Below are 25481 nucleotides of genomic sequence, written 5' to 3'. Positions count from 1 at the left end.
TTAAAGGTAATATTCTTGAGGCTGTCCGCTGAAAAACGGGGAAGTTCTGAATACGTACATAAATAAAATACTTTACACCAACTGCAGAATAGTATAATATGGCAAAAGGAAGATTGTTAATCATAGGAGGGAAGGAAGATAAAAACGGGAACGACTCCGAAATGGAGAAAAAAAACAAAGATTTTTCACCACATGAAATTTTAAAGCTTCTCACTGCTTCAAAAGATGAGAGGATTGAGGTTATTACAATCGCAAGCTCCGAGCCGGAAAGTATTCGGGAGACCTATACCAAAACATTTATTGAAATTGGATATACTAATTTTGACTTTCTGGATCTCTGCGATGATCAATTGCATACTGATTATCAGTTTAAAAGAGTCTCAGCAGCAAAAACAGTATTTTTTACGGGTGGAGATCAACGCAGGATTTATGAAAAATTAAAAGATTCTGCATTGAAATATTTACTTAAGGAAAAATACACCAATGAGAAAGATTTCACCATTGCAGGTACCAGTGCCGGCGCCATGTGTATTCCGGAAATCATCATTATGGAAGCCGTAAATGGTGAAGCAATGCTTGAACATGACATTGAACTGAATTCCGGATTGGGCTTTATTGATAACTGCATTATAGATACTCATTTCGTGCATCGCGCCAGGTTCGGAAGGCTTGCGCACGCTGTTATCCTTCATCAGCATTGCTGGGGAATTGGTCTAGGTGAAGATACGGCACTGCTTATTGAGGAAGGATATAAAGCAACGTGTCGCGGATCTGGTATGGTTTGGCTGCTAAACGCTGAAAATATTGGACAAACAAATATTGATACGGTGAAAAAAGGATCGCCTATTTATGCTGAAAATCTTAAAGTACATATCTTAACAGACAATTGTATGTTTGATTTTAACGAGAAAATTTTTAAAGGCGCAGAGTAAACTTACAGGTATAGAAGAATATGTACCGTAGGTTATAATCACACTTGAAAAACAATAAACCCCTGATAATACAGGGGTTTATAATTTGAAAGTATATATTTAAGTGAAAAAGTGTTGCCAGTCAATATTCAAACACTGTGCCGTGAATTATAATTTTAAAGGAAAATTTTCTAAGTTTATTTCATTTTAAATTAAAAATATTTCTAAAATATTGATTCAGTGGAATAAATATTGCTTCGTCCTTTACAATTTTTTTAATGTTAAATAATATTCACAGTAATGTGGTACCTACAACTATAATCGCTAAAACATTACTGTTTTTCGGAATATTGTGAGTATTTTTGATGTTGAACTAAATATAATTAATTATTGATTTTATATTTCTATGATCTTAATTGTTGATGATAACCAGAGCAACCTTTATTCCCTGAAAAAACTACTGGAATCAAAAGATTTTCAGGTGGATACGGCTGACTCCGGTGAAGTAGCGTTGGGAAAAGCACTGAAGAATGATTATGCATTAATTATTTTAGACGTACAGATGCCCGATATGGATGGTTTTGAAGTGGCCGAAACACTTGCCGGTTATAGCAAAACCAAAGAAGTACCTATTATATTTTTGTCTGCGGTAAATACTGAGAAAAGATTTATTACACGGGGTTACGCTTCAGGAGGTAAAGACTACGTGACAAAACCGGTAGACCCCGAAATTCTTATGCTGAAGGTGAAAACGTTCTACAGTCTTCAGGAACAGAATCTCGCGATGAAGAAAGCGCAGCAAAGCCTGGAGCTTGAAGTAAAAGGCAGAAGGGAATCCCAGGTTACCATGAAGTCACAGATCGATCATTTTCATCTGATGCTGGAATCACTTCCGCAGATCGCTTTTACATTAAATGAAGAAGGAGTCATAGATTTTGTAAATGGCAAGTGGTACGAATATTCCCAATCTGAAAAACAATTTCCCGAGACCCATCCTGATGATTTCAATATCAAAGAAGAATTAAAGCGTTGCAGAAAAAAAGGAACCGCCTTAGAACTTGAAGTCAGAATCAAGAAAATGGAATCCGGTAAGTATCGTTATCATCTTCTTAGGGTAACTCCTGTCTATGACGGAGACTCAATCAAAAACTGGGTGGGAACTTTTACGGATATCGACGATCAGAAGAAAGTAGAAAAGGAAAAAGATGAATTCCTGAGTATTGCCAGCCACGAACTCAAAACTCCTTTAACAAGTATCAAAGCATATGTTCAGCTTCTTGAAAGGAAACTTAAGCTTGATAAGGAAAGTGCCGAAGCAGGTTTCGTGACTAAAGTTCAGGACCAGATCGAAAAACTTAATACCCTTATTACCGATTTGCTTGATGTTTCCAAAATAGAAAACGGTAAGCTTAAAATTAATAAAAAACCAACCAATCTGGAAAGTGTTATCAGCAATGCGATCGATACCATTCTTCAGACTCATGATGAAAATCGTGTGAAAATAAAACGCGACGGCGTGAAGCCCGATATTCTTATTCCGCTTGATGAAATCCGCATTGAGCAGGTCCTCATCAATTTTTTAACGAACGCTATTAAATATTCTCCTAAAAACAATCAGGTAATTGTTACCACTTTCGTAGATGAAGAAGAGCAGGAAGTAAAGGTAAATGTCACCGATTTTGGAATCGGTATTCCGGATTTCAAGCAGGAAGCTGTTTTCAGGAAGTTTTATCGTGTTGAAGAATCTTCCCTCCAGTTTCAGGGGATGGGGATAGGATTATTCATATGCTCTGAAATCATTAAGCAGCATCATGGAAGTATTGGTGTTTCCAGTAAAGTAGATGAAGGATCTACGTTTTATTTCACATTACCATTAAACTAATTTTCAATGCCGAAAAAAATTATAAGAAATCTTCAGTTTGGAGTAGGACTCTCTTTAGTGATACTGATTGCGAGTTCAATTGCCTCTTATGTAAGCATACAAAAACAGATGGAAAATCGGGAAAGCCTTTCAAAAAGCCGGAGATCCATCACTGCCGTTAAAGATGTTTTGATTTCTTTACTGGATGCTGAAACCGGGAGCCGGGGATATCAGCTTACCGGCCGGGAAAATTTCCTCGATCCTTTCAATCGCAGCCTTATTGAATTTCCAAAAGCAATAGAGCGGGCAAAAAACCTTGATATTACCGATGAAAATCAGGTGAAACTTTTACATGAGCTTGAACGAAATGTTAACACGAACATTTCAAATCTGAAACATTTTGTAGACAACAGGAAAAAAGGCATTGTCATGAGCCAGGAGCAGGTTCTTATGAGTAAATCATATATGGACAGATGCCGGAAAATTGTTCAGGAATTTGTACAAACCGAAGAGTCACAGCTCGCTATCAAAAACAAAGACCTTACCAGATCATCCAACACTACGGTTTTATTCATCATCTTTTCTGCCATTGCTGCCATTGTAGTAACCACATTCTTTTATCTGAAATTACGGGCAGACCTTATTCGCAGGGACAAGCTTGAAAGGGCGCTTCAGGCTAAAGATATTGAAATCAGCAAAAGAGTAAGTGCAATCCGTGAAATTGCCAACAGGGTTGCCAACGGAGATTATAACCAAAGGGCGACAGATAACTCCCAGGACGATCTTGGAGATCTTGCCGAGTCACTTAATCACATGACCGAATCATTGAAAATTTCTTTCGATAAAATTAATGCCAGCGACTGGCGCCAGAAAGGTCTTGCTTTGCTTAATGAATCTCTTATGGGGAACAAATCGGTACAGGAAGTCTCAGATAATGCCCTGAAACAGATCATTGAATATGGAAAATGCATCAACGGATCAATTTATCTTTATGATGAAGGAATGCTGAAATTGAAAGCTGCTTTCGGACTGGAAAACAATATGAAAAAAGTTTTTGAACCCGGAGAAGGAATGGTAGGACAAACTTTCATTAGCAAAAAAACACAGGTTTATAATAATCTTCATGAAGAAGATTTTGTAGTAACCTTTGCCAGCAGTACCATAAAAATTTACGGAATATTACTACTGCCGGTTTTTGCAGACGGCAACATTATCGGGGTGCTGGAACTGGGATCTACCAATAATTTTGATGAAAGCAGAATTGATTATTTCATTGAATGTACAAGAAATATCGGGGTTGCGCTCAACGCTGCGAAAAGCCGCGAAAAAGAACAGCAGCTTCTGGAAGAAACACAGGCACAGTCCGAAGAATTACAGGTGCAGCATTCGGAACTTGAAAACCTGAATACGGAACTTGAAGCACAAACCCAAAAGCTGCAGGCTTCTGAAGAAGAACTGAAAGTGCAGCAGGAAGAGCTGATGCAGGCCAATGCAGAGCTGGAAGAAAGATCAAGATTGCTGGAAGAAAAAAATCATCTGATTGCAGAACGTAACAGTGAAATTCAGAAAAAAGTAGAAGAATTGGCTTTAAGCACAAAATATAAATCTGAATTTCTTGCAAATATGTCTCACGAATTACGTACACCGCTTAATTCAATTCTGCTTTTATCCCGTTTGATGGCAGAAAATCCGGAAGAAAACCTGAATGAAGATCAGATTGAATCGGCTAAAGTAATTCAAAGCTCAGGAAGCAGCCTTCTGACGCTGATTGATGAGATTCTTGATCTTGCAAAAATAGAATCCGGAAAAATGACACTGGAATATCAGGATGTGGAAATTAATGATATCGTTAAAGATTTAAAGAACCTCTTTAACCCGGTCTTCCAGGAGAAAAAGCTTCAGTTTAACGTACAGATTGACAGGGAGCTGAACAATACCATTGAAACTGACCGTTTAAGAGTAGATCAGGTATTAAGGAATTTATTGTCAAACGCTCTGAAATTTACCACAGAAGGAAGTATCAATTTAAATATTAAAAAAGATAATAAGAAGAAAGACTTTATTGTTTTCTCTGTAAAAGATACGGGAATAGGTATTGCAGAAGACAAGCAGAAAATTATCTTCGAAGCATTCCAGCAGGCAGATGGTTCCACAAGAAGAAAATTTGGAGGTACAGGTCTCGGTTTGTCCATCAGCAGAGAAATTGCAAGGCTTTTAGGTGGTGAACTCACCCTGGAAAGCAAAGTAAATGAAGGAAGCGAATTCTGTCTTAGTATTCCGGTAAGCGCAATAACTGAATCTGAAATAGCACCAATGGAAACTGATCAGGATCTTGTAGAGATCATCCGAGAAGATGTGGAGGAAATAAAAAACATTCTGGATGACGGAGAAGAAGAGTATTATAACGCCATCAATTCCCTGGAAATTCCGGAAGATGTAGCTGATGACAGAGAGAGTATCCAGGATGGTGACAAAGTAATTCTTATTATTGAAGATGACACCAATTTTGCCAAAGCGCTTTTAAAATATGCCCGGATGCAGAAATATAAAGCTGTTGTAGTGGTAAGGGGAGATCACGGTATTTCTGCGGCATTGAAATATCGTCCGCACGCGATTCTCCTTGATGTTCAGCTACCGGTAAAAGACGGATGGCAGGTAATGGATGAACTGAAGTCCAACCCTGAAACCAGACATATTCCGGTACATATGATGTCTGTGCTGCATGTAAAAAAGGAAAGTCTGATGAAAGGAGCTATTGATTTCATCAACAAGCCGGTTGCATTAGATCAGATGACTGAAGTGTTCAGAAAGATTGAAGAAGTACTCAGCAAATCTCCGCAGAAAGTACTTATTGTTGAAGAAAATGCGAAGCATGCGAGTGCACTTTCGTATTTCTTAAGCAATTTTAATATCTCGTTATCGGTGCAGACGAATGTGGAAGATAGTGTAAAAGCACTTACCGCCAGTCATGTAGATTGTGTAATTTTAGATATCGGATCTTCAAAAGGAGATGAATACCAGATTATTGAATCCATAAAGAGCTATGACGGTCTGGAAAATCTTCCGATTATCATATTTACGGAACGGAATTTGTCTAAGTCAGAAGAACTGAAAATAAAGCAATATGCAGATTCTATCGTTGTAAAAACGGCACACTCTTACCAGAGAATTCTGGACGAAGTAGGATTGTTCCTGCATTTGGTTGAAGAAAAAAATAATTCTCTTGAAACCGTAAGAAGTAAAACACTGGGATCTTTAACTGAAGTATTAAGCGGTAAAAAAATACTGATTACCGATGATGATGTACGAAATATTTTCTCTTTAACAAAAGCACTGGAAAAATATAAAGTGGAAGTAGTTGTGGCAATGGACGGAAAACACGCCTTGCAGCAGATCAAGGAACATCCTGATGTAGATGTTATTCTGATGGATATGATGATGCCGGAAATGGATGGCTACGAAACGATAAAGCAGATTAGAAAAATGCCGATGTATACAAGGTTGCCGATAATTGCCATTACCGCAAAATCAATGATCGGGGAACGTGAAAAATGCATCACTGCCGGTGCTTCGGACTATATTTCGAAACCGGTAGATATTGATCAGTTATTATCCTTACTTAGAGTTTGGTTATATGAAATGTAAACAGCTAAAATTCTGATGAATAAAAAAATTTTGATTGTGGACGATGATCCGCGAAACATATTTGCCCTGAAACTGACCCTGAAATCCAGGGGGTATCAGATAGAAAGCTGTACCATGGCTCAGGAAGCTATTAATATTCTTAAAAAAGACAATCAGTTTTCTGCTGTACTTATGGATATGATGATGCCGGAGATGGACGGTTATGAAGCCACCAGGATCATCAGAAGCACGCCCGCCATCAGTGAAGTATCGGTGATTGCCGTTACGGCTCAGGCTATGCCGGAAGACCGTCAGAAATGTATTGATGCAGGAGCCAATCATTACATATCAAAACCGATTGATGTGGATCAGTTAATAAATGCCATTGAAAAATTACCATAATGCTGGAACCTAGTATCATAAAAGATGAAGAGGTAGAATACTTGATTAAAGATGTTTATGATATGTATGGCTACGACTTTTCAGAGTATAGCAGGGCGTCTTTTAAACGCAGGGTAAACCGTATCTGTTTAATAGACCGTTTTACCAGTTTTGCCGAACTGCGCTATACCATTCTGAATGATCCGGAATATCTGAAGCGCTTCATCGAAGAAATTACCGTAAACGTTACGGAAATGTTTCGGGATCCGTTATTTTTTAAAGCATTAAGGGAAAAAATATTGCCCCAGCTGGGAACATATCCGCTGATAAGAATCTGGGTGGCAGGATGCTCTACGGGAGAGGAAGCCTATTCAATCGCGATTCTTCTGAAAGAAGCCAATCTTTACCACAAATCCCTTATTTACGGAACAGATCTGAATCCCTCAGTACTTGAAAAGGCAAGATCGGGAGTTTTCCCGCTGCAGCAGATGAAATTATATTCTGAAAATTACATATTATCAGGAGGAAAAAAGGATTTTTCGGATTATTATACAGCGAATTACGACAGTGTAAAATTTGATAAAAGTTTACAGGAAAAATTAATTCTTTCAACTCATAACCTGGTTTCAGACAGCTCTTTTAACAGTTTTCAGCTGATTATATGCAGAAATGTGCTGATTTATTTTGACCGGGGTTTGCAGGAAAGAGTTTTCCGTTTATTTGATAATAGTCTGGAAAATTTAGGTTTTTTAGCATTAGGTGCGAAAGAAACCCTAAGATTTTCTAAATTAGATGAAAATTATCATCAGGTTGACGATCAGAGAATCTGGAAAAAATTAGATCATAATTAATGATATTGAATAACGAAAATATAAAAACAGAATTAGTAATTATAGGAGGTTCCGCAGGAAGCCTCAAGGTTATTCTTGATATGATTAAAAAACTAAATGATGTAATATCTGTTCCTGTTTTGCTGGTGCTTCACCGGAAAGCACATTCTACCAATATTCTTCAGGCATTACTGCAGCAGTTATCGCCGCTGGATGTTGTAGAGATAGATGATAAAACAGAGATTGAAAACAATAAAATATATATTACCCCCGCAGATTATCATGTCCTTTTTGAGGATAAAAAAGTGATGTCGCTGGACAGCTCGGAAAAAATGAACTATTCCCGTCCGTCTATTGATGTAACCTTTAAATCTGCTGCTGAAATTTATGGTGAGCATCTAATCGGTGTACTTTTGTCGGGCGCCAATGCCGATGGTGTGGAAGGTTTATCTTATATCAAAAAAAACAGGGGGAAAGTATGGATTCAGGATCCGGAAACAGCAGAGGTTGATTATATGCCCAGGCATGCCATAGAAGCAGTACCGTATGACAAAATTATAAAACCCGAAAATCTATCCGAATATATCAATCAGTTATAATAAATATAAAAAGTAATCCCTAACAACTAAGTAAGAATATGAACAAAAAGAAAATCCTGATTTTTGATGATGACACTACGATTCTTGAGGTGATCAGCATCATTTTTGAAGAAAATGGTTATCAGGTGGAAATTTCCGAAACTTCGCACGATATTCTGGAAAGAGTGGCGCAATATAAGCCGGACGTTATTCTTATGGATAACTGGATTCCGAAAATCGGCGGGGTGGAAGCTACAAGACTTCTGAAAAATCATGAGGAATTTAAACACATTCCGGTCATTTATGTAACGGCTAATAACGACATCGTGGCTCTCGCCAAACAGGCTCAGGCAGACGATTATGTTGCAAAGCCATTCAATCTTGAAGATCTCGAAGAAAAGGTCGCCAATTTTTTACAGTAAAAAATGACAAGAAATTTACAAGCTATTTACACATAAATAATCCCGGTATTCGTACCGGGATATTCTTTTTATATCATCTGCATATGCTGAGAATCATTTCCGCGCAAAGATTTAATCTTTTCCATAATGAATTCCATACTGCATTTTTCATTGTTAATTTCGGTAATCAGTGATGTCAAAAACAATTTCAGTCCCGGTCTCGATAATATATTTTTCGTGAAAGTAGGAGCAACAATTGTTTTTTTAGAAACTAAATTTTCCGTTAGAGCATATTCTTTTTCAAGATTTATGTCAAGATCAAATTGTGATTTAACAGATATCGTTAAATATTTTTTAATCATCCTTCTTATTTCAGAGCTTGGTGTCATCTTAAGTATTTTTTAATATCTATAAAATATCCGTGCCATAATCCATAAAAATAAGACATTTGGCAATTTTTTATGATTGTTTAATGAAAGCTTAAAAGACGGATGATGAGCAATAAAGCTTCAACATCCGTGCTCTAAAATAAGGATGAATAATTTACTTACCTCCACCGCCGTTTTTCTCAACATCGGTCTTGGTGTTTTCTTTCACTTTCTGGTTTCCGAAACGTTTTACAAATGATATGGAAGCACCGTACCAATCCCATTTTGAAGAACTCCTTACAAATCCCTGCTGGTTGTACGTTGTGGCATCATAGTTCGGTCTCTGGAAAATATTCATCAGCTGAAGGCTGACTTCCATCTGTGTTTTAGGGAATATTTTGGTTGCAGAAATATTATGGAATACATTGGCTCTGTTGGTGGTGGAATTTCCATTATTCTGATTAGAAACTTCTACCCAGGCACTCAGGTTAATATTTTTATTAAAAAGGTTGGTGTAAGACAAATTGGTGGAAGCACTCAGGTAACTGATGTAGGCATTGCTTTTAATACCATTTTTCGCATTAAAATCACTATTGTCGATGTAATACCATCCAAGCCCGAGATTCACAGTAAATTTATTCTTAAAGAAAGTCTGGTTGGTGTTTGCATAAAGATAATATTTGTGAACTTTCCCGGCGAAGTTAGAAGGCTGGGTAATATTAATAGTTTCTTTTTTACCATTCACATCAATTTCTTCTTTAACATAATCCGTCCAGTAATCCTGATCGGTAAACATATACCTTGCAGAGATAAAATATTTTTTCAGGATTCCAAGCTTCATATACAGCCTGTCACTTGGATTGGGATTGAGTTCTATATTCCCGCGGCTGTAAATTCCGTCGGTATTCGGGGTCATAAACGGATTAAATTCTGCGTACCAGGGTCTCCAGATATTTCTGTTGTAAGTTAAACTCAGCTCATATTTATCGGAAAATGTATATTTCAGCAAAATATTAGGAAGAAAACTGCCGTAGCCGTCTTTTCGGTAAGCACTTCCTACATCCTGACGGATCCTGTAATCAATATATTCATAACGAAGCCCGATTCTTGTTTCCAGCTTTTTGAAGAATGTTCTGCTGTAGTTGGCATATAACGATGTAATCTGATCTTCATAATGAAAAATGTCATTAGCACTTAGTCCGCTCAGCATATTTCCGTATAAATTATTGGGGATCACGTTGTTGTTGAAGTTTATTTTACCGCCTACTTCAAAATTCGCACCCTCTTTTCCGATTGGTTGTGTATAATCAATCTTAGCATAATAATTTCTGTTTTCCGTATCTGTGATTACGCCCAGGTCTCTTGTGGATGATCCGTCTGCCACTGAGAAGATATTATTGATAAAATAGCTGTCATCGGATTGCCCATAATAATTGGTTCCCAGATTTATATCCAGAATTTTATTTTTTTCTTTATCATACCATTTGTAGAAGATATTGGTTCCCAAATTACGGTTAAGCCCTTTTGAATTCTGGTTTTGCTCGTAAGAACTTGTGAAATCGTTATTAATGAAATCTTTTCTGTCGGCTTCAGAATTGGAGGTAGAATTGCTCTGGTAGTATTCCAGAATTATGCCTACCGTATTTTTATTGTTAATTTCAAATTCCGATGTTGATGAAACCGACGGACTTTTGCTTCTTCCAATAATATAGCTATCGATCTGGTTGGTAGAATTATCCTGATACCATGTATAAAAGCTCGAATTTCTCTGAACATAAGTATTGTCACTATAGCTTCCGATAAGCGTTTGTGTAAAATTTTTCCTGTGATAATTCAGGTTAAAGTTGGTATACTGGGAATTTTTTGTATTCTGTCTGTTGTTAAGCGTAACACTGCCTTTTAGTCCTTCATCATCCCGTTTTTTAAGAACAATATTGATAACGGTTCCTGTAGCTTCATAGCGGGAAGAAGGGCTTGTAATCACTTCTATTTTCATAAGATTGTCCGCCGGAATGGTTTTTAAATATTCCTTAAGCTCTTTTCCTGTAAATACGGATTTCCTGTCATTGATATAAACCGTTACAGATTCTCCCTCCGCCTTTATCGCATCATTATTATCAATACTTACCAGCGGTGTCATTCTCAGAACATCCCATGTTGTATTTCCTGCAAGGATTGAGCTGTTGGCAACATTGAAAACAGTGCGGTCTACTTTAGACTCTACAGTCGGCTTTCTTGCGGTTACCGTTACAGCTTCAATCTCTTTCTCCTGCGTTTTTATCGTGTCCTTTTCTGTTTGTGCAAAGGTAAGTATGCCGGCCAATAGGGCGATAGGTATTAAAATGGTTTTCATTAAAACTAAGTTTTAGATATAAGACACCTTTGTGTGGGTTATTGTTACATCGCTAGAATTAATTCTACCACATATTTTTCATTTATTTTATTTTTTTTAAATTCTTTTATTGGTTTATTTCTCAGCAAATATCCGTGTGTTTTTTATAAGCAGTTCATTATAGTGCTGTTATGGAAAATAAATAGAGAGGGGCAGAAAAAAATATCAGGCAATTATAAATAAAAAAAATTATGAATTAAATTTTCTTAATAATGCTCAATAAAATGAAAACAGCCGCGAATTACCTGCAATGTTTTTTTTGAAAGTGAATTTTTCAGTTTTTGCTAAATATAAATTATCCTTAAAAATATCTATTTTTGCTGAAATTGAATGCCATGAAGAATGCGATCAGCTGGATTCTCGTTTTATTTATTCTTGTATCAGTCTTAAACAATTGCCTGAATACTTCCGTTAAAAAGGAAATCAGGGAAAAGGCTGCTTTTATGGATAAACTGAGAAATTTGTATTCTTCCGGTGATCCTTCCAAATGGCCTAAACCTGTTCTTGATCCCGAATCTATCTCAACCTTCTCTGAAATAGGACATTTACCGGAAATTTCTTTTCCGTCTGATAATCAATATTCTTCCGAAAAAGAATTGTTGGGAAAAACACTTTTCTTTGATCCGCGTCTTTCAAAATCGGAACAGATAGCCTGTGCATCGTGTCACGATCCTGAGTTGGGATGGTGTGACAACAGAACTTTTTCTTTTGGCCACGACCGCCAGCTTGGAGTGCGAAATGCCATGAGTATCATCAATACAGCATATGCTAAAAATCCTTTCTGGGACGGCCGTGTCAATTCCCTGGAAGAACAGTCACAAAAACCCATTGAAGACCAACGGGAAATGAGCGGGCATATGGATATGGCAGCCGGTAAGATTGCTGCTATAAAAGGTTATCAGGTTTTATTCGAAAAAGCATTTGGCGATAAATCCGTTACTAAAGAACGTATTTCAAAAGCGATTGCAACCTTTGAGAGAACGGTTAGAAGTTCCCCAAGTAAATTTGATTATTTTATTGACGGCAAAGCTGATGTGTATACCGATGACGAATTAATGGGACTTCATCTTTTCAGAGCAAAAGCTCAGTGTATCAATTGCCATAATTCAGGATATTTTTCCAACAATACATTTGAAAATATCGGGACATCGTTACTAGGGGAGCAGGGAGAGGATCTGGGAAGATATCTTGTAACAAAAAATGTAGATGATGCCGGAAAGTTCAGGGTTCCCGGATTAAGAGAAGTTTCCCGTACGGGACCTTATTTTCACAACGGATCTATGGCTACTTTACAGGAAGTAATAGCGTTTTATAGCAGAGGAAATCCCGAGTATTCCCAAAAACGGACTACCATTCATGAAGGCATTACTTTAAAATCGGAAAAATCCGGAATGGTACGAATGCTTGAACTGTCTGATAGAGAAATTGCCCAGCTTGAAGCTTTTCTGAAAACCTTGTCTTCTAAAGCAGAAAGAATTACAATCCCTGAATTACCAAAATAAAAAAGCAGTTATACAAAAAATGTAAAACTGCCTCCCCTAAGATTAATTTACTAATTGTAATTTTTAACTATATTATATTTGTTCTTTCTAAAAAAGAGAGCACTCCAGAAAAGGAGCGTCTCTCACATAAAATATTCCCTTTACTTTTTATTGAAACCATTCAGCGGAGTACGCTTAATGAGTTATTGTCTTTAGTAAAAATAGGGATAAAGAATAATATATTATACAATTGGAATTTATTAAGCAAAAAATACTTTTTTTAATAAATATTAAAGAATAAAATTCTTTATATTTGGTCCTGTATCAATATTTAAAGAATATTATTCTATGGACAATTTGGACGACAAAGATTTACAGCTGCTAAGATTACTACAAAACGATTCAAAACTGACGGTGAAAGAACTTGCAAAAGAAGTAAACCTTTCACCATCACCTGTCTTCGAGCGGGTTAAAAGATTGGAGCAGGAAGGATATATTAAAAAATATGCCGCTATTCTGGATGCCGAAAAACTGAATCTTGGTTTCACGGTATACTGTCAGCTAAAGCTAAAGAGCAACGACAGCTATCTCGCCGTGGAATTTGAACGGGAAATCCTTGAAATTGAAGAGGTAGCAGAATGTTACAGTATTTCCGGTGATTTTGATTTTCTTCTGAAAGTGTATGTACGGGATATGAAGCAGTATCAAAACTTTGTTTTCAATATATTGGGAGCAGTTCCTTCCATCGGAAGTACACACAGTACTTTTGTCATGGCCCAGGTAAAGAACACCCATGGACTGACAATTTAAACAGCTATAATAACATTCGTCATTTAAAAATCAGATATACAACATAAGAGATTTCAGGAACCTGAAATCTCTTAATCAAATCATATAAAAAGTAATTCTATCTCTAATAATAAATTTTTCTGTTTTCTATTTTCACGAGGTTGCTGTTGTGCATTTTCTTGATGGTTCTTATTACTGTTTCCACACGGAGACCTGTAAGATTTGCAAGCTGCTGTCTCGTAAGCGGAACTTCGTATGAGTACTGGTTTTTATTGTTGTTCCCCTTAAGACAATCCATTACTGTTTTTATTTTCGATATTGGATCCGAAGAAGAAATATTAAAAAGCATAATATATTTATTGTATAAAATATCAGCAAGACACCGGAACATTTTTGAAGAAACTTCAGGATTATTCTTCAGAAGATTGATAAAATCATTTTTAGGAAGTTTAAGAATCTTGCATTCGGTTTTAGCCGTTGCGTTGGTAGGATACAATTTGTCGTCAAACAAAAAAGATTCTCCTAAACTCTGGCCATGTCTTAAAATATTCTGAGTAAATTCCTTACCGTCCTCATGATAGTTATTAAGCTCTACAATACCGCTGGAAATCTGAAAATAAAATTTAGGCATATTTCCTTCATAAAAGATCGTTTCACCGGGTTCATAATTTTCATAAAATGCCCCATATTTTAGTAATAAATCTTCACTAATTATCATATATTAAATTTTATCGTCCAACAATGAATTTTAGTTGAATTACTTTTAAATAAAATCAAATAATAAACCATGTGGTAGGGATATTATTAAAAAAAATACCACATTTATACGATTTCTATAATATTTTAAATATTTAACCAAAAAAAAGAGACCTTTTGAAAAAGATCTCTTATTAATATGCTAAAATTTGCGTTTACATAGCTTTACTGTTAAGATTGGTATCGGCTACCTTAGTCAACAGTTCATCACATTTTTTTTCTTCATTCAGTGTTTCAAGAAGATATTTTAGGCAGTCTTCTTCTTTTAAGACTTTTGCAAATGCGGCAAGTGTTCCGTAGGTTGCAATTTCGTAATGTTCAACTTTCTGGGCTGCTGCAATAATTCCGGCATCTCTTACAGTTCCCGGCTCGGTTTCTTCAATAATGCTTTTTGCCTCATCAAGAAGTCCCTGCATGGCATCACATTTTTTTGCCTGTGCCTTTTTACCCAAAGCTTTAAAGCATTCTTCAAGTCGTACTACCTGATTTTCTGTTTCGGCAAGGTGGTTTTCAATAGAGGTTTTCAGCTTTTCATCCGTAGCATTTTTCATCATTGTAGGCAATGCTTTTACCAGTGCTTTTTCTGCCCAATAGATATCTTTTAATGAATCTTCAAAAAGATCTTTCAGCTCTTTCGCTGCGCTTTTTTTAGCAGGAGTTTTTGCTGTTGATTTAGATGATGTTTTAGAAGAAGATTTAGAAGTTGTTGTTGTTTTTGCAGCCGTTTTTTTAGCTGGTGTTTTAGTTTCCATAATAAATTATATTTAGTGATTATTGATTGGTGATGAATCTGCAACTATAAGACCATCTTTGTACAAAATTCGCATATGTGGTATCTAAATATTTAGCTGAATATGAGGATGCTCATAAAAGCAGCAATGATTTTAAGTGTATATTTAAAAATTACCCAATCAAAAGAATAATTATATGACTGCTAAAAAAACACTGAATCTTACCTTGAAGATCTGGAGACAAAAAAACAGCAAAACAAAAGGACAATTTGAAATATATAAAGTTTCTGAAGTTTCTGTTGATTCATCTTTTCTGGAAATGCTTGATATTCTGAACGAACAACTGATTCGTGAAGATAAAGAGCCAATCGCTTTTGACCACGACTGTCGTGAAGGAATCTGCGGTACATGTTCTTTATATATCAACGGAAGGGCACATGGTCCGGATACCGGAATTACTACCTGTCAGCTTCATATGAGAATGTTTACGGATGGTGAAACAATTGTTGTTGAACCCTGGAGAAGTGTTGCCTTTCCTGTAATTAAAGATCTTATTACAGACCGCAGTGCTTTTGACAGGATTATGGCAGCGGGAGGGTTTATTTCCGTCAACACTTCAGGGAATACACTCGATGCCAATGCGATTGCTGTTCCGAAAGAAAATGCCGATAAAGCGATGGATGCTGCAGCCTGTATCAGTTGTGGTGCCTGTGTTGCCTGTTGTCCAAACGGTGCCGCGATGCTGTTTGTGGGAGCTAAAGTTTCTCATTTTGCACTGCTTCCGCAGGGAAGGGTAGAAGCCAGAAGAAGAGTTCTGAATATGGTAAAAGCAATGGATGAAGAAGGTTTCGGAAACTGTTCTGTGATAGGAGCATGCGAAGTGGAATGTCCGAAAAATATTTCGCTGGACAATATCGCAAGGATGAACAGAGAATATATTAATGCATGGATCACAACGAAATGATCAAGAAAGCAAGCTGGACTAAAAATTTGTAAGATAAACCTATTTATAGTGCCTCTGAAATAATAATATATCTTCTGCAATTATTTACTCAAGACATACAAAACTGGGCATATGCAGAAGCGGGCACTGCGGGAATGATATAAATTTAATTTTTAAAAATTAAGAAGACCTTGGGTAAGAAGTTTCCACTGTATCTTGGCGATACCGATCATTCCTCCGGCTGCAATCATGAAATTCCTGACTTTATCCATAAATCCGGCATTAAAATTAGGTTTCTCATTCCTGCCATAAACACCGACTTTCAGGATATTGCCTTCTTTAGCAATCATAATATTTGATGTTGCCGAACGATTGTAGAAATGAGCAATACGTCCTTTTGGCTGATGAGGATCCCTTGACGGTCTGCACGAAATAAGAAAAGATTCGTAATGATCTGTTTCCCGGTGGGCAATATTTACAATTTCTACCCAGTCGTATCCTCCGGCTTCTTCCGTACCCGGGCCAGGAATGCCGATTCTTATGAAATCTCCTCTTTGAGGAATTCTCGTAACCGGCTGCCCGGATTCACTAAAATGTTTAAATTCTGAAGATGCCTTTCCGCAATACTTTTTCCATTCATTAATAGAAAAAAAACGTTTTTTAAGGATTTCAAATTGGGCATCTATTTCAATATCTTTATATGGCTTTGTACTTTCGGTATCATGAAATCCTCCGCTTTTCTGCTTGGGGACTCCGGGAATGTGTTTTGCTTTCATACAATTATGTTTATAGGTGTTTAACAAAGATAGTATCAATATTATGAACTAATTATGAGCAAAGTCACAATCATCTATTTCGAATTGAGTGCAATCATAATTTTTAATAAATTTATTTAAGATATTCGTTTAAATCAAATGAATAAGCGTAGAGTAGTATAGATTATGAACGGAGTAATTATACAATATTTCCATTGGTATTACAAGGGTAAACTTTGGAATGAATTTGCAGAAAATGCAGAATATTTAAAAAGCCTTGGAATAAGCGCTGCATGGCTTCCGCCGGCTACAAAATGCAATCTGGGTCTCGAAGGAAGGGGATACGATATTTATGATCTTTATGATCTGGGAGAGTTTGATCAGAAAGGAGGAATTGCTACCCGTTACGGAACAAAAGAAGAATATGTAAATGCCATTGAAAAAGCGCATCATCACGGAATTGCAGTATATGCCGATATTGTGCTTAACCACAGAATGGGCGCCGATGAAGCTGAAAAAATAAAAGTTCACCAAGTGGACGAGGAAGACCGTAACAAGATTATTTCAGAACCCTTTGAAGTAACTGCACACACCAAATTTACTTTTCCAGGAAGACAAGGAAAATATTCGGATTTTATATGGGATTACCAATGTTTTAGCGGGATTGACATTGTTTATAAAGATGGCGAAGAACAGACCGGAATTTTTAAAATTCATAATGAATACGGTACAGAATGGACTGACGACGTAAGTCATCAATTAGGAAATTACGATTACCTGATGGGAGCTGATGTAGAATACCGGAATCCTCATGTTGTTCAGGAAATGAAAAACTGGATCAAATGGTATCTCGAAACCACCAAGGCAGACGGATTGCGATTGGATGCGCTGAAACATCTATCTTCCGATTTTCTGAAGGAATGGATTACTTACATAAAAACAGAGCTGAATCCTGATTGCTATATTTTAGGGGAGTTCTGGAAAGATGATGTTAAAAAAATAACGGCTTTTTCCGATAAAATGAATGATCTGATTTCCTGTTTTGATGCTCCTTTGCATTATAATTTTTTTAAAGCATCGGAAGAAGGAAAAGCGTACGATCTTAGCCGTATTCTGGAAGGAAGCTTGCTGGAAGAAAAGCCTGTTTTTTCGGTTTCATTTGTTGAAAATCACGATACACAGAAGCTTCAGGCTTTGGAATCTACGGTACGTGACTGGTTTAAACCTATTGCCTATGCCATTATTTTGCTTTCCGAAGATGCTTATCCCTGTATATTTTATCCGGATCTTTTCGGAGCGGAATATACCGATCTTGTAGACGGAAAAGAGATAAATGTTACCATGCCTAAAATTGAAGCGTTGCCAAAACTGCTGATCGCCAGACAAAAGTTTGCAATAGGGGAACAGATCAGATATTTTGATCATCCTGATTGTATTGCCTGGGTAAGAAAAGGTACCGATGAAAAATTCGGCTGTGTAACGATTATCTCCAACGGTGATGAAGGTTTCAAGGAAATAGATCTTGGACAGGAAAATGCGAATTCAAAATTTAAAGATTTTCTTGGTCACAGAACAGAGGTAATAACAACAGATGAAGCCGGTAAAGCAGTATTTTCAGTGAATGGCTGTTCAGTAAGCGTCTGGATAAAACTGCAGCCATAATTTTATAAAAAAACCTGAGAACTTCAAATATGAAATCCCCAGGCCATCCTAATTTACCGAATCTTTACTTTTTATTATTCTTTAATGATCTTTTTCACGGATGTGGCACCATTTTCCAATGTTACTTTCAGGAGATAAAATCCTTTAGCAGTACTGGAAAAATCAACCTGATTATCTGTAATCTTTGCATTAACAGTCTGCCCGCAGGCGCTTATTATTTCCGCGGATCTTATTTTAGAACCGCTTTTAATTGTAACCGTTCCGTGGGTAGGATTTGGATATACTGAAAATGAGTCGTTATTTTTAACATCATTTACGGACAGCGCATTTAATGAAATTCTTTTTAAATTTGTTCCGTTCTCTGAATACGCTACAACCAGGTAATTATTCACAGGATCTACGGCAATATCATTAAAAGTAGAAACTCCGGATGAAATAAAATTTCCTCCCACTTTTATCCAGGTTCCGGTAGAAGCATCAAAGCGATACACAAAATTTCTTCCGTTATCGGAGCTGGAACTGTCCCAGACAGCAGCAATAACATATGGCGTTCCGTTTGATGATACAGCAATAGCCGTGTTATTTACAACAGTATCGGAAAAGTTAGCACTACCTACCTGTACCCAGGACGTACCGTTGAATTTTTTTACATTGAGTTTTCTTCCTTCCGCAGTACTGGAAACATATACTACAAAAGGAGTATCATTATACATCGCAATATCGGAATAAGAATTATCCGAGCTGTAAGCATTTCCTGCCGGAGTACCGCCAACCAGACTCCAGGAATTTGATGATGAAGCATTGGCGCTGATTCTGTAAACATTTACAGTACCACCTGTCACCTGACACGCATAAACATTATTATCAGAACCCACTGCCATTTCAGCAAAAGTGGCACCTCCCGCAAAGCCTGCATTTCCAAGTTGTTCCCAGCTTCCGTTGCTGTTATATCTCCTTACGGTTCCGGATCCGTCTGATCCATAAGCAAAAAGCGTGTTGTTAGATGATACCGCAAGTGCCTGATAGTTTACGATAGAATTGGTAGCTTGCGTAAGCACACTCCATGATCCTGCACTGAATTTTCTTACCGCCATTCCGGTAGTCGGGGAAAATGACTGATTACTGTAATAAATATTTCCCTGATTATCTGCAACCAAAGCGTTATAAGTGGCTGTTCCCTGAGTAATACCGGGAGATCCGCCAAGATAAGACATAGAGGTTCCGTCGAATTTTTGTACAGATCCCTGGGCAACAGATACATCATAATAGGAAACATAATAATTACCCAAGGCATCAACTGCCAGATTGTTATAACTTGAATTCCCTGCTGAAATAACTGAGGATGAGCCCACATTGTCCCATGACTGGCTGTGTACAAAACCAGTAAGTCCCAATCCAAAAAGAATGACAGCTTTTCTTAAACTAAAAGAAGCGTTTTTTACCATAATAATGTATTTGAATAAATGTTAAAAAATTAAATTACGGAAAGGGAATATTTGATGATATTGGTGTGATTCAGTCGGACAAATTTATATATTGGATTTAATTATTCATGTATTTTTTTAATGAATTAATAAGTATACAGATACTCATTTGATACTTTTAAGGGTGTTTAGTGTTTATTTTTAAACTTTTAATAATATTATTATTTTTTTTAGATCGATGTACAAGATAAAGAATCAGGCTTTGAAATTTATTTCAAAGCCTGATTCTTATGATTTTCGACAATGGCAATTTAAATAGTATCAATCCAGTTATAGATATCTACCGATTGAGGAATTTCTAGTTTTTTCCGTAATCTGTATTTTTTGTTTTGAACCGTCCGTGTTTCAATAAAAGTATATCTGGCGATTTCTTTCGTGGTAAGCTTTAATTTTAAAAGTGCACAAAATTCTATTTCCGACTGCTGGAGTTCCGGGTTGATCTTTAACAATTTGTCGGAAAATTCCGGGAATGCATTTTCAAAAGCAAACATAAAACCGGGATCATTATTTTGGATCAGTGTGATGAGATGATTATAAAGTTCATGAAGGTTGTGATTGTTTTCAATAGTCTTTTTCTTTTTAAGTCTCATATAAAAAAATACAGATGCAGCCAAAACAGCAATAACTGAAAAAATCCAGATTAAAAAACTTCTGAGCCTGTTTTTATTGTGTTCTTCTTCATCTTTATGGATAACTTCCTGCAGCGAATTGTATTTACTCTGAAGGATCTGCAGATCTTTTTGCTTGATCTTATTCTCATAATAAGCGGCACTGTCTTTTTTACCGGTTTCCGTATAAATTTCCTGAAGTGCAAGGTATGAATCGTTGAGATTAAGTTCAACACCGGTTCTGTGGATTATTTTGAGCGCTTTATGAAAATTTTCCACAGATTTTTCATACTCTTTTTTCTTTTTATAATACTTTCCGAGTACCATAAAGTTACTGGCCATGGATTTCTCTTCTGCCGTGACCATGGGTTTTATGCTGATCGATTTTTGAGCAAAGAAAAATGCGGAATCAATATCATATTCAGCATAAATGCTTGCGAGATTAGAGTAATTAAGATATTGAAAATCGGCATATTCATTCTTGTCCTGAATTTCTTTACCGCTTTTTATTTCTTCCATGATCTTTTGAGCGGCCTTTCTCGGTTCGCCTTTGTCTAAATAAAGATTGGCAAAGCTGCTGAGAAGATTAGCTTTTGCATAAAATATTTTCTTACTGTTCGACTGGTCCTTTTGAAGAAAGGAATAGGCTTTATTCAGATGAACAATGGCCTTGTCATAAAACTTATTAATGGAAAAGCTTTCAGCCATATAAACATTGGCCATGGCCTGATAATATACATCTTCATATCGTTCTGAAGCATTCTGAAGCTGATATGAAGAAAGAATAAGGCTGTCTACAAGGTTTTTATTGTAAAAATATCTGCACTTTTTCTCCAGAAGCTGCATTTCGGATATAGAATCTTTTAATATTCTGGAAGTTTTAATGAGACCGTTGATTTCAGGATAAGCCTTATTGATATCCGATGTGAAAAGTTTGGAATTTGCTTTTACTTTAAGTTTAAATTCTTCGCGGCTTGTTCTTAATTGTGAGTACGCTGTAATACAGACACATAAAAATAATAATAATGTCAGCCGGACGTTTTTCATTACTGGGAAATAAAAACTTTAGATTATGAATTTTGGGTAAATTTAAGAATAAAATTAATATTTAATTCATATTTTAAGATAATATAAATATAATTGGAAAGTATTTGTTGTATTATTAATTAATATAGCAACGTGAATAGTAAAATTCTATTAAAATTTTAAATAATATATTTGTTTAAATTTTGACACTGAAAAATATTTTTATGGATGATATCAGGATGATTGTAACGGATATGGATGGTACTTTTCTCAATTCTGAGCATGAGGTAAGCCCCGAATTTCCGGAAGTATATGAAGAGCTTAAAAAAAGAAATATCTTATTTGTTCCGGCCAGTGGAAGACAGATGCTCGGCATTACCAAATATTTTGGGGATCTGGAAAACGAAATGGCATTTATTGCAGAAAACGGAGGTTATGTAATCTACAGAAATCAGGAACTCTTTGCCGATAAAATGGAACAGGAGCACATCGTTGAAATCATAAAATCTATCAGAAAAATTCCTGGTGCAATTGCGGTTCTGTCGGGTAAGAAAAAAGCGTATGTTGAAACCGATGAAGCTGCTTTTATCAAATATATTTCCCAATTTTATACTGATAATGAAATTGTAGATGATTTAACTTCAAAAAAAGACGACAGTGTATTTAAAATTGCAGTATATCATCCTGAAGGATCTGAATTAAACGTTTATCCTTTTGTAAAAGATTTTGAAAAATATAATCTGGAAGTTGTGGTTTCCGGGAAATACTGGCTTGATATCATGAATAAGAACATCAATAAAGGAAATGCTTTGGAAAAACTCCAGAATGCCCTGGATATCTCTCCACAGCAGACGATGGCTTTCGGAGATTATATGAATGATATTGAAATGCTGAAGAATTCCAAATATTCTTATGCGATGAAAAATGCACATCCTTCCGTAAAGGAAGCTGCAAGTTTTGAAGCATGCTCCAATGATAATTTCGGAGTTTTAAAGATCATAAAGAATTATCTGGATAAGAACTAAAAAAAGAAGCTGTTTCAACATTTGAAACAGCTTCTTTTCTGAATTAGAAAATATATTATAATTTAAGATTCGGTGCCTACTAATCGGTAGCTCATGGTTGCCGGCTCTTTTCCGAACAGACATGAGAAAATATTCTGAAACTCATGAATATACTTACATCTGATCGAATTTCCATAGATTTTCAATCCCTCTACGATTTTTCTTGAGCTTAGGTCAATATCGTATTTAATAAATGCTTCCGGTCTTTCGTATCTGATACGTTGTTCAGAACTGTATGTTCTTGAAAAACCGAATTTTTCCAGCCATTCTTCAGTAATGTGTATCGGCTTTATTGATGCTGCCGGAACAGAAAAACTGTGAATGTCGTTTTCAATTTTCACAAAATAATCTTTTTCATTATCCTGAAAAATTTCAGTGATATTATAAATCTGATTTTTGTATTCTACTAAATTATTGATTTTTAAATCTGCAACGTTCATGATATTTTGTGTGTTTGAGTTATTATTCAAAGTTGGGTGAATGTGTTGATAGTAATGTTTACAAATACTATGCCTTATGTTTTGAATAATATCTTATTTAACGATTAATTTTTATTTTATTTATCCTGCAAACAACTGTATAACCCTTTCCAATACGCAGATTAACAATTAGAAACAGGAGTTGGTAAAGTTAAAAATGTGGTACTCGTGTGGTAGGTAAAATTTTAACGTTTTTAAAATTTATCAAATTTAAGTGATATAAAAATTTACGATATATAAAGTTATCTTACTTTTCTTTTTTTCTTAAAGAAGATTTATTGCAGAAAATTATTACATTTAATGTTGAAAAATCACCGGATGATACAAAACTTTCCTTTCTATTTAATACTGATTATTATTATTGTCCTTCTTATTATGCTGGCTAATAAAATTAAGGTTGCGTATCCTGTTTTATTGGTTGTTGCAGGTTTGATTATCAGTTCGATACCCAATATTCCTGTAGTAAAAATAGACCCTGAACTAATCTTTATCATCTTTCTGCCGCCTTTATTATATGAGGCTGCATGGGCAATTTCATGGAAAGAACTTTGGAAGTGGAGGCGGATTGTAGGGAGTTTTGCCTTTATTGTGGTATTTCTTACTGCTACAACAGTTGCATTCGTGGCCAATCATTTTATTCCGGGATTTTCTCTTGCGCTGGGATTTTTATTGGGAGGAATTGTTTCACCACCTGATGCTGTAAGCGCAGGCGCTATTCTTAAATTTGTGAAAGTGCCGAAAAGAATGTCTTCCATTCTGGAAGGCGAAAGCCTTTTGAATGATGCTTCTTCTTTGATTATTTTCCGTTTTGCCATGATTGCCGTTGCAACGGGTCAGTTTATTTGGCATGAAGCTGCATTAAGCTTTTCATGGATGCTCATCGGAGGAATCGGCATAGGTGTACTTGTCGGCTGGCTGTTTATGAAAGGTCAGAAAATTCTTCCTACGGACGCCAATATGGATACTATTCTTACCATTGTAGCGCCGTATCTGATGTATATTGCAGCGGAAGAAGTTCACAGTTCCGGCGTTTTGGCGGTGGTAAGCGGTGGATTATTACTTTCGAATAACCGTCATAATTTCCTCAGTACCTCATCTCGTCTTCGGGGAATTAACGTTTGGGAAAGTCTCGCATTTGCTTTAAACGGAATTGTTTTTATTTTAATAGGTCTTGAACTCCCGGAAATTACATCCGGACTGGAAGGGGTGAGTATTTCATCGGCTGTCGGTTATGGTTTATTGATTACGGCTGTTTTGGTATTGGTAAGAATCCTTTCTGCGTACGGAGCCGTTGTTGTAACGCTGATTGCCCGAAATTTTATTGCGGTTGCAGACAGCAGGAATCCTGGGTTTAAAGTGCCGGCTATTCTGGGATGGACGGGTATGAGAGGAGTAGTTTCTTTAGCCGCCGCCTTATCGATTCCCGTAAAATTATATCCGGGAGGACCGGATTTTCCTCAGCGAAATCTCATTCTTTTTATTACATTCATTGTTATTCTCACTACGCTGGTTGTTCAGGGACTTACGCTGCCGCTTATCATCAGAAAAGTTGATCTTCCTGAATATGACGATCATCTGCCGGACGAAGAAGCGGAAGACATGATTCGTCGTGAGCTTGCTAAACTGACGGTTCAGCATTTAAAAGAAAATCACAGCGAGCTTCTCGGTAAAAGTGTTTTTCTGCAGCAGATTCATGAAAAATGGAAAGGTAAAATTGAAGAAGAATCTGATATTAAACTTTCCTCCGAAACCAAAAATGCCTATCTCCATCTTCTTGATGCACAAAGAGCATGGCTTATTGAGCAGAATCATGATGAAAAGCAATATTTTGATGAAGATCTTATCAGAAAGCACCTCATGAAAATTGATCTGGAGGAAGAAAGGATATTACTGGTTCATTAGGAACATCATAACCTTCTGCAGATATTCATCTTCTTTCAGAACTTTATTGTACGATTGCCTTGCATATACCGGTGATAGCTCGTAATTATCCGGTTTGGAATTGATATCTTCATTCTCAATATAGTTAAGGTGGCGGGTGTAGTCTTTAATAAGTTTGTTGATCGTCTTTCTTTTCATTTTGCATAAGGTATTGTTCTTTATCTTCTGCAGAGAATTAAGAATAAAAGATTTGTCACCGTGGAAGTTTACAACATTTTTCACAAAAGAAAGGTTGTGATTATCCTGCATTACAGAATGTTCATCTTCAAAAATCATGATCGTAAAAAGTATTAATTGTTTAAAATGGTTTCAAAACACTTATGGTTGATTATGAAAATCAATTGACGGGTATGGAAAAAGACTTCCAAAATACCTTAATAAGGCAGTCTTTCTGAATAATAAAGTGAGTTGACATA

The 25481-nt window shown here is 36.3% G+C and carries 22 protein-coding genes; 13 read left to right on the top strand and 9 right to left on the bottom strand.

Annotation, left to right across the window (positions count from 1 at the left end):
* Positions 1-98: 98 nt before the first annotated feature.
* The 7 genes from U9K52_RS06510 (at position 99) to U9K52_RS06480 (ending at position 8607) form a co-directional block, all read left to right on the top strand.
* Positions 99-932: a cyanophycinase gene (locus tag U9K52_RS06510; protein WP_322925694.1), complete on the top strand. Its 834-nt coding sequence runs from the start codon at positions 99-101 to the stop codon at positions 930-932.
* A 385-nt stretch (positions 933-1317) separates the two neighbouring features.
* Complete coding sequence (locus tag U9K52_RS06505) at positions 1318-2793, top strand: ATP-binding protein (protein ID WP_248393273.1); 1476 nt, start codon at positions 1318-1320, stop codon at positions 2791-2793.
* A gap of 6 nt (positions 2794-2799) precedes the next feature.
* On the top strand, positions 2800-6417 hold the full coding sequence (locus U9K52_RS06500) for a response regulator (protein ID WP_263603175.1): 3618 nt from the start codon (positions 2800-2802) through the stop codon (positions 6415-6417).
* A 15-nt stretch (positions 6418-6432) separates the two neighbouring features.
* Positions 6433-6798: a response regulator gene (locus tag U9K52_RS06495; RefSeq protein WP_322925693.1), complete on the top strand. Its 366-nt coding sequence runs from the start codon at positions 6433-6435 to the stop codon at positions 6796-6798.
* Positions 6798-7628 carry a CheR family methyltransferase gene (locus tag U9K52_RS06490; protein WP_263603173.1) on the top strand — a complete coding sequence of 277 codons (831 nt, stop codon included), beginning with the start codon at positions 6798-6800 and terminating at the stop codon, positions 7626-7628. Before U9K52_RS06495 ends, U9K52_RS06490 begins: the two co-directional genes overlap by 1 nt.
* Complete coding sequence (locus U9K52_RS06485; protein ID WP_248393278.1) at positions 7628-8206, top strand: chemotaxis protein CheB; 579 nt, start codon at positions 7628-7630, stop codon at positions 8204-8206. Before U9K52_RS06490 ends, U9K52_RS06485 begins: the two co-directional genes overlap by 1 nt.
* 38 nt (positions 8207-8244) lie before the next feature.
* A complete protein-coding gene (locus tag U9K52_RS06480; RefSeq protein ID WP_072882970.1) occupies positions 8245-8607 on the top strand; it encodes a response regulator in 363 nt (120 codons plus the stop codon).
* 68 nt (positions 8608-8675) lie between these two features.
* Here U9K52_RS06480 and U9K52_RS06475 read toward each other — a convergent pair whose 3' ends face one another.
* The gene (locus U9K52_RS06475) at positions 8676-8975 is read right to left on the bottom strand and encodes a hypothetical protein (RefSeq protein WP_322925692.1); all 300 of its coding nucleotides are present in this window, start codon (positions 8973-8975) and stop codon (positions 8676-8678) included.
* A 154-nt stretch (positions 8976-9129) separates the two neighbouring features.
* The gene (locus U9K52_RS06470) at positions 9130-11307 is read right to left on the bottom strand and encodes an outer membrane beta-barrel protein (RefSeq protein WP_322925691.1); all 2178 of its coding nucleotides are present in this window, start codon (positions 11305-11307) and stop codon (positions 9130-9132) included.
* A 374-nt stretch (positions 11308-11681) separates the two neighbouring features.
* On the opposite strand from U9K52_RS06470, the gene U9K52_RS06465 reads away from it, so the two are divergent.
* Together U9K52_RS06465 and U9K52_RS06460 are read left to right on the top strand one after the other, a co-directional pair.
* Positions 11682-12848, top strand: coding sequence for a cytochrome-c peroxidase (locus U9K52_RS06465; protein ID WP_322925690.1), 1167 nt, complete (start codon positions 11682-11684; stop codon positions 12846-12848).
* Positions 12849-13175: 327 nt separating this feature from the next.
* Positions 13176-13637, top strand: coding sequence for an Lrp/AsnC family transcriptional regulator (locus U9K52_RS06460; protein WP_248393285.1), 462 nt, complete (start codon positions 13176-13178; stop codon positions 13635-13637).
* Positions 13638-13740: 103 nt separating this feature from the next.
* Here the strand turns inward: U9K52_RS06460 and U9K52_RS06455 are convergent, their stop codons facing one another.
* The gene (locus U9K52_RS06455; RefSeq protein WP_322925689.1) at positions 13741-14334 is read right to left on the bottom strand and encodes a Crp/Fnr family transcriptional regulator; all 594 of its coding nucleotides are present in this window, start codon (positions 14332-14334) and stop codon (positions 13741-13743) included.
* A gap of 193 nt (positions 14335-14527) precedes the next feature.
* On the bottom strand, positions 14528-15124 hold the full coding sequence (locus U9K52_RS06450) for a ferritin-like domain-containing protein (protein WP_263603168.1): 597 nt from the start codon (positions 15122-15124) through the stop codon (positions 14528-14530).
* A gap of 175 nt (positions 15125-15299) precedes the next feature.
* On the opposite strand from U9K52_RS06450, the gene U9K52_RS06445 reads away from it, so the two are divergent.
* Positions 15300-16067, top strand: a complete 768-nt coding sequence (locus tag U9K52_RS06445; protein ID WP_322925688.1) for a succinate dehydrogenase/fumarate reductase iron-sulfur subunit — start codon at positions 15300-15302, stop codon at positions 16065-16067.
* 152 nt (positions 16068-16219) lie between these two features.
* Here the strand turns inward: U9K52_RS06445 and U9K52_RS06440 are convergent, their stop codons facing one another.
* Positions 16220-16822 carry a hypothetical protein gene (locus U9K52_RS06440; protein WP_322925687.1) on the bottom strand — a complete coding sequence of 201 codons (603 nt, stop codon included), beginning with the start codon at positions 16820-16822 and terminating at the stop codon, positions 16220-16222.
* 165 nt (positions 16823-16987) lie between these two features.
* On the opposite strand from U9K52_RS06440, the gene amyA reads away from it, so the two are divergent.
* Positions 16988-18463 (top strand): alpha-amylase, encoded by a 1476-nt coding sequence (gene amyA, locus U9K52_RS06435; RefSeq protein WP_322925686.1) that lies wholly within the window; start codon positions 16988-16990, stop codon positions 18461-18463.
* 74 nt (positions 18464-18537) lie between these two features.
* On the opposite strand, the gene U9K52_RS06430 is transcribed toward amyA, so the two are convergent.
* Both U9K52_RS06430 and U9K52_RS06425 read right to left on the bottom strand, forming a co-directional pair.
* Positions 18538-19908 carry a T9SS type A sorting domain-containing protein gene (locus U9K52_RS06430; protein ID WP_322925685.1) on the bottom strand — a complete coding sequence of 457 codons (1371 nt, stop codon included), beginning with the start codon at positions 19906-19908 and terminating at the stop codon, positions 18538-18540.
* 290 nt (positions 19909-20198) lie between these two features.
* Positions 20199-21602 carry a hypothetical protein gene (locus tag U9K52_RS06425; protein WP_322925684.1) on the bottom strand — a complete coding sequence of 468 codons (1404 nt, stop codon included), beginning with the start codon at positions 21600-21602 and terminating at the stop codon, positions 20199-20201.
* 203 nt (positions 21603-21805) lie between these two features.
* On the opposite strand from U9K52_RS06425, the gene U9K52_RS06420 reads away from it, so the two are divergent.
* Complete coding sequence (locus tag U9K52_RS06420; protein ID WP_322925683.1) at positions 21806-22606, top strand: HAD family hydrolase; 801 nt, start codon at positions 21806-21808, stop codon at positions 22604-22606.
* Between the two features lie 62 nt (positions 22607-22668).
* Here U9K52_RS06420 and U9K52_RS06415 read toward each other — a convergent pair whose 3' ends face one another.
* Positions 22669-23085, bottom strand: a complete 417-nt coding sequence (locus U9K52_RS06415) for a hypothetical protein (protein WP_248393309.1) — start codon at positions 23083-23085, stop codon at positions 22669-22671.
* A 357-nt stretch (positions 23086-23442) separates the two neighbouring features.
* Between U9K52_RS06415 and U9K52_RS06410 the strand changes: the two genes are divergently transcribed.
* Positions 23443-25026: a Na+/H+ antiporter gene (locus U9K52_RS06410; RefSeq protein WP_322925682.1), complete on the top strand. Its 1584-nt coding sequence runs from the start codon at positions 23443-23445 to the stop codon at positions 25024-25026.
* Here the strand turns inward: U9K52_RS06410 and U9K52_RS06405 are convergent.
* Positions 25012-25341 (bottom strand): hypothetical protein, encoded by a 330-nt coding sequence (locus tag U9K52_RS06405; protein WP_248393315.1) that lies wholly within the window; start codon positions 25339-25341, stop codon positions 25012-25014. The two genes, U9K52_RS06410 and U9K52_RS06405, sit on opposite strands and share 15 nt — an antisense overlap.
* Positions 25342-25481: the final 140 nt, after the last annotated feature.

Source organism: Chryseobacterium sp. MHB01 (assembly GCF_034651565.1).
GTDB lineage: Bacteria > Bacteroidota > Bacteroidia > Flavobacteriales > Weeksellaceae > Chryseobacterium > Chryseobacterium nepalense.
The sequence above is the reverse complement of the archived record's forward strand: the minus strand, read 5'-3'. Positions and strand labels throughout refer to the sequence as shown.

Bases quoted from the DNA above. Each gene is read 5' to 3' on its own strand.
- U9K52_RS06510 (WP_322925694.1), top strand. From the start codon at position 99: ATGGCAAAAGGAAGATTGTTAATCATAGGAGGGAAGGAAGATAAAAAC.
- U9K52_RS06505 (WP_248393273.1), top strand. From the start codon at position 1,318: ATGATCTTAATTGTTGATGATAACCAGAGCAACCTTTATTCCCTGAAA.
- U9K52_RS06500 (WP_263603175.1), top strand. From the start codon at position 2,800: ATGCCGAAAAAAATTATAAGAAATCTTCAGTTTGGAGTAGGACTCTCT.
- U9K52_RS06495 (WP_322925693.1), top strand. From the start codon at position 6,433: ATGAATAAAAAAATTTTGATTGTGGACGATGATCCGCGAAACATATTT.
- U9K52_RS06490 (WP_263603173.1), top strand. From the start codon at position 6,798: ATGCTGGAACCTAGTATCATAAAAGATGAAGAGGTAGAATACTTGATT.
- U9K52_RS06485 (WP_248393278.1), top strand. From the start codon at position 7,628: ATGATATTGAATAACGAAAATATAAAAACAGAATTAGTAATTATAGGA.
- U9K52_RS06480 (WP_072882970.1), top strand. From the start codon at position 8,245: ATGAACAAAAAGAAAATCCTGATTTTTGATGATGACACTACGATTCTT.
- U9K52_RS06475 (WP_322925692.1), bottom strand. From the start codon at position 8,975: ATGACACCAAGCTCTGAAATAAGAAGGATGATTAAAAAATATTTAACG.
- U9K52_RS06470 (WP_322925691.1), bottom strand. From the start codon at position 11,307: ATGAAAACCATTTTAATACCTATCGCCCTATTGGCCGGCATACTTACC.
- U9K52_RS06465 (WP_322925690.1), top strand. From the start codon at position 11,682: ATGAAGAATGCGATCAGCTGGATTCTCGTTTTATTTATTCTTGTATCA.
- U9K52_RS06460 (WP_248393285.1), top strand. From the start codon at position 13,176: ATGGACAATTTGGACGACAAAGATTTACAGCTGCTAAGATTACTACAA.
- U9K52_RS06455 (WP_322925689.1), bottom strand. From the start codon at position 14,334: ATGATAATTAGTGAAGATTTATTACTAAAATATGGGGCATTTTATGAA.
- U9K52_RS06450 (WP_263603168.1), bottom strand. From the start codon at position 15,124: ATGGAAACTAAAACACCAGCTAAAAAAACGGCTGCAAAAACAACAACA.
- U9K52_RS06445 (WP_322925688.1), top strand. From the start codon at position 15,300: ATGACTGCTAAAAAAACACTGAATCTTACCTTGAAGATCTGGAGACAA.
- U9K52_RS06440 (WP_322925687.1), bottom strand. From the start codon at position 16,822: ATGAAAGCAAAACACATTCCCGGAGTCCCCAAGCAGAAAAGCGGAGGA.
- amyA (WP_322925686.1), top strand. From the start codon at position 16,988: ATGAACGGAGTAATTATACAATATTTCCATTGGTATTACAAGGGTAAA.
- U9K52_RS06430 (WP_322925685.1), bottom strand. From the start codon at position 19,908: ATGGTAAAAAACGCTTCTTTTAGTTTAAGAAAAGCTGTCATTCTTTTT.
- U9K52_RS06425 (WP_322925684.1), bottom strand. From the start codon at position 21,602: ATGAAAAACGTCCGGCTGACATTATTATTATTTTTATGTGTCTGTATT.
- U9K52_RS06420 (WP_322925683.1), top strand. From the start codon at position 21,806: ATGGATGATATCAGGATGATTGTAACGGATATGGATGGTACTTTTCTC.
- U9K52_RS06415 (WP_248393309.1), bottom strand. From the start codon at position 23,085: ATGAACGTTGCAGATTTAAAAATCAATAATTTAGTAGAATACAAAAAT.
- U9K52_RS06410 (WP_322925682.1), top strand. From the start codon at position 23,443: ATGATACAAAACTTTCCTTTCTATTTAATACTGATTATTATTATTGTC.
- U9K52_RS06405 (WP_248393315.1), bottom strand. From the start codon at position 25,341: ATGATTTTTGAAGATGAACATTCTGTAATGCAGGATAATCACAACCTT.